Genomic DNA, 4,180 nt, shown 5'->3' with positions numbered 1-4,180 from the left:
TCCTCTTTGAGAGGACTTTCGCTATGAGACAGGGGTTTTCAACCCCTGTCGGACTCTGAAAAAAACCAACAATTTGACGCCTTCTCAAATTTAGGGATTTACCCAAAATAATGAATCTAGATTTACCGAAGCACAAGAGATAGTTTAGCGATGTTTGATTCCCCGATCGCGCTTTCGATCAATTTTCGCCAAAACAGCACCTGAAACATCCGCCAGAATACTGATTATCCGATACAAAGCCACCGCACTCAAAATTATACCAGTCGAAAAGCGATCGTCCAAGAGAGCGATCGCCGTTGCTTCAAATACTCCCATTCCCCCAGGCGCACCAGGTACAACTAAACCCACCACAAACGCAAAACAAAAAGCACCGAACAAGTTGGGAATATCGAGAAAAATCACCGGAGTCAAAGCCATTACCGTTAGCAAAAAACCGCATCCCCGCAATCCGATAAAACACATTTGTCCGATTAATGGCACTAAAGGATAGCGTTTAATTGGTAAATTAATTTTGCTGCCGGACTTGACACTAGATGTTTTTTTAGCTAGATTGGAGCTAGACCCTAAACGCGAAATTAGTCGATCGCCCGCAGCATCCCCAACATCTGCCCCAACCTCGGAATTTTCCCCATTGTTCTTGGATAACTTCAACCGCTCTACAAATAGGACGATCGGATTTAAAATTAGGGGATGAATCGCCGTCAAAATAGCAGCACAACCGACAATTCGCAACAAACCATTGATGCGCTCAAAACAAATCAAGCCAATCAGCACGCCCGCAGAAGCCATCAGCAGCGGTTCTAGCAGCACGCTGAGAGTTGCAGCTTTAGGAAAAATTCCAGCTTTTTTTGCTTCCAAAATTCTACCCCAAAAATGCCAAATATTCCCAGGTAAATACTTGGCAATATTAGTCTTGAGAAAAACTTGAATCGCCCAGGCGGCATTGACAGGTTGGCGGAATTCTCGCAAAATTAACATCCACACCCAGCCGACAAAAATTAGAGACAGTAAAGTGACACCAAGCGCGATCGCCAATAACGGAAAACTTTCGGCTCGAATTTGGATATTCGCGACTTCTCGCCAATGAGTTAAAAAAGCTTGAGCAATAAATAAAAATGTTCCGCCCAGAATCACATAGCGCAAATAAGGCTTTAAACCCGATGCGGCGACGTTAAAAAAATTCTGAATTCGATGCAAGTGTTGTTTTCCCATTTTCTGCTCCTGATTAGTGAATTTGGGATGGTAGATTTATTAAGGACAATTTCATGTTTTGAATCTAAAATTTAGATTGATTTTATCTTAGGAGTAAATTTTTATGCCCGGCCCGAGCCCTGACGGATTTTCCTATCTTTTAGATGATAGCGCCAACAGTTTGACATTAACTCCAGGCTTTTTAACTTTTTATCCTAACGGACTTTTTGCCCTCGGAGGTAACGATTTTATTGTCGGTGCCTCGGATGCCGAGATCCTCAGCGGTGATAATGGTAACGACAGACTCCTCGGCGGCGGCAATTCCGATAGTCTCTTCGGCGGTGTCGGGAATGACTTGCTTAACGGCGGTGCCGGCAACGACTTCCTGTTTGGCGGGAAGGGCAGCGATACCTTGCAAGGAGGTAGGGGAGATGATAGCCTCAACGGCGGCAGCGGTAGCGACGTTTTAGTGGGCGATGGAGGCAAAGATACGCTGACAGGGGGCTTGGGCGCAGATATCTTTGTCCTTAGGAGCAACTCCCCAGTCTCAGATCCGGCGGTTGCAGACGTGATTACTGACTTTAACAGTTTTGAGGATGCGATCGGACTAACTGACAATCTTACCGAAGCAGACCTCATTTTAGAAACAGTTTCGGGCACTCCCAATACAGTAATTAAAATTCGCCAATCCAATGCTATTTTAGGCTTAGTTGCCAACACATCACCACAAAACCTCAGCGGTAAGTTCATCTCTGCAAATACCGTATTGGGCAACCAACTCAGCCAAGCCCGCGATTTAGGTGTTTTGAGCAGCACTCAAACCATCGCCGACTCGGTTAGCAACGCCCGCCCAGACAACCTTTACCGCTTTACTTTACCTGCAACTAACGACTTTAAATTAACTGTCAGCGGTTTTAGTGCCGATGTTGATGTGGCTGTGATTAAAGATATTAACGGCGACAATTCTATTGACTTTACTGATATTATTGCTTCTGCTAAAGAACCCGGTTTATCGCCAGAGTCTATCGACCTCAAAAATCTGGCAGCCGGAACATACTTTGTCCGAGTTTCTCAAAACCAAGGCAATACAAACTTTAACCTAAATATATCTGCAACTCCTGCAAATATTGTTCCTAACAATCCCAGCAACTCACCGGGTTTTGACTCTCGTTTCGGCTTTGGTTTGGTGAATGCAGCGGCCGCAGTTGCTTCTTCTCAAGGTGTGCCAACTTTTCCTGATGTTCCCGATTTGGGTGGCGATGAGTGGGGCAGAGACTTAATTAAAGCTCCAGAAGTTTGGGCGAAGGGCTTGACTGGAGATGGCATTGTGATAGCAGTTATCGACAGCGGAGTTGATTACAATCACCCGGATTTGACCGGAAATATTTGGAGCAATGGGGGGGAAAATGGCGTTGATGCCGCAGGTAGAAATAAAGCTAGCAACGGCGTAGATGATGATGGCAATGGCTTTGTTGATGATTTCCGGGGATGGGATTTTGCCAACAACGATAATGACCCGATGGATGATAACGGCCACGGCACTCATATCTCGGGTTTAGTTGCTGCCAAAAAAGATGGGGTGGGAATTACTGGAACAGCTCCAACTGCCAAGGTTATGCCTTTGAAAATACTCAATAGCACAGGAGTAGGCAAAATTAGCGATGAAATTAACGCAATTAATTACGCGGTGGCAAATGGTGCGAAAATCATTAATGTGAGTTTTGGCGGTCAACAGATCAACGATCGCGAATTGAGCGCGATTCAAGCGGCGGAAGCTAAGGGCGTGGTGGTGATTTCGGCGGCAGGGAATGATGCTCGCCCGGATGTAGATTATCCGGCTAAGTTTGCGAATGAGGTGGGAATTGCTGTCGGTGCGGTTAACCGGAATGGCTTGTTTACCGATTATTCTAACCGGGCGGGATCTGACACAATTAGTTATTTTGTTGCTCCGGGTGGCGACGGCGGCAGGGCTGATGCTGGGGATGTTTATTCAACTGTGCCGCTGTCTCAACCGGGCGTTCCCTATCGATATTTTGCGGGTACTTCCATGGGAGTGCCGCACGTATCCGGGGTGATAGCTTTGATGTTGCAAGCCAATCCCAGCCTGACTCCTGCTCAAATTAAGCAGATTTTGGCCCAAACGGCGAGTCGATCGGTTTAAATTCGATTTCGGGCTACCCGCGATGTACAAGACAACGGCAAGGTGCGCAGTGCGCACCTTCAGTCCGCGGAGGCGGACTTCGTTTGTGTAGTGGCGGTTTCAACCGCCGACTTCGTTTCTGTAGTTACGGCGTCAACCACACCAGGACGATCTTAATAATTGGCAGCGTAAGTCAAGTCAAATTGGCGGCACAGAGTAATGCAGCAGTAGCCTGGTCGATCGAATACTAACTCGTAATTCATCTCGCCATCTATTTTGGTGATCGGCTGCTTGAGAGGGATGCCGTGAATGTCATATTGGCGGCGTTCTAAGGCACTCCAGTCGATAATTTTGATATCGATTTGGTTCTGCAACTCACTTGCGATCAGATATAAGTGCATCTTGTCTTGAACTTTCCCAGTCAGGGGAATTTTCATTAACACTGACTGAGTGACAAGGGGTTTTTGGTCGTTCGGATGCTTTTGAGTGTGGCAGCTTTTGAGTTCGATATCGTAAGGTTCTACCTTAAATTTCTCTCCGTTGGCGATCGCCGACGAGTGTAAGTCTTTCAGGGATTTTTCTAGATGAGGGATCAGCCCTAAATCTGGATCGCACAGCAGTCTGCGAATATTGGAGGCTTCAGTTACTGTCATTTTAGATTTTTGATGTTATGTTTGTGATTCTTAAATTATAGCTTACCGCGAAAAGTAATTCTGTTCTACTATACTTGCGACATACTTCCAAAAACCCGGTTTCTGGGCAGTATTTCCCGGCAAACCAGATTTGGATTTGTTGGGTGCATCTCATTTTTGAAAATATACTTGTAGGGGCGAAGCATTTCGGCAGTAA

General features: G+C 46.1%; 3 protein-coding genes. 1 reads left to right on the top strand and 2 read right to left on the bottom strand.

The window, feature by feature from the left end; genetic code table 11:
* Positions 1-144 precede the first annotated feature (144 nt).
* A complete protein-coding gene (locus tag QT974_RS31945) occupies positions 145-1,212 on the bottom strand; it encodes a UPF0104 family protein (RefSeq protein WP_333472388.1) in 1,068 nt (355 codons plus the stop codon).
* A 103-nt stretch (positions 1,213-1,315) separates the two neighbouring features.
* Between QT974_RS31945 and QT974_RS31940 the strand changes: the two genes are divergently transcribed.
* Positions 1,316-3,352: a S8 family serine peptidase gene (locus tag QT974_RS31940; protein WP_333472387.1), complete on the top strand. Its 2,037-nt coding sequence runs from the start codon at positions 1,316-1,318 to the stop codon at positions 3,350-3,352.
* Between the two features lie 152 nt (positions 3,353-3,504).
* Here QT974_RS31940 and QT974_RS31935 read toward each other — a convergent pair whose 3' ends face one another.
* Positions 3,505-3,984: a hypothetical protein gene (locus QT974_RS31935; RefSeq protein WP_333472386.1), complete on the bottom strand. Its 480-nt coding sequence runs from the start codon at positions 3,982-3,984 to the stop codon at positions 3,505-3,507.
* Positions 3,985-4,180 lie beyond the last annotated feature (196 nt).

The organism is Microcoleus sp. BM001215392, assembly GCF_036700185.1.
GTDB lineage: Bacteria > Cyanobacteriota > Cyanobacteriia > Cyanobacteriales > Microcoleaceae > Microcoleus.
The sequence above is the reverse complement of the archived record's forward strand: the minus strand, read 5'-3'. Positions and strand labels throughout refer to the sequence as shown.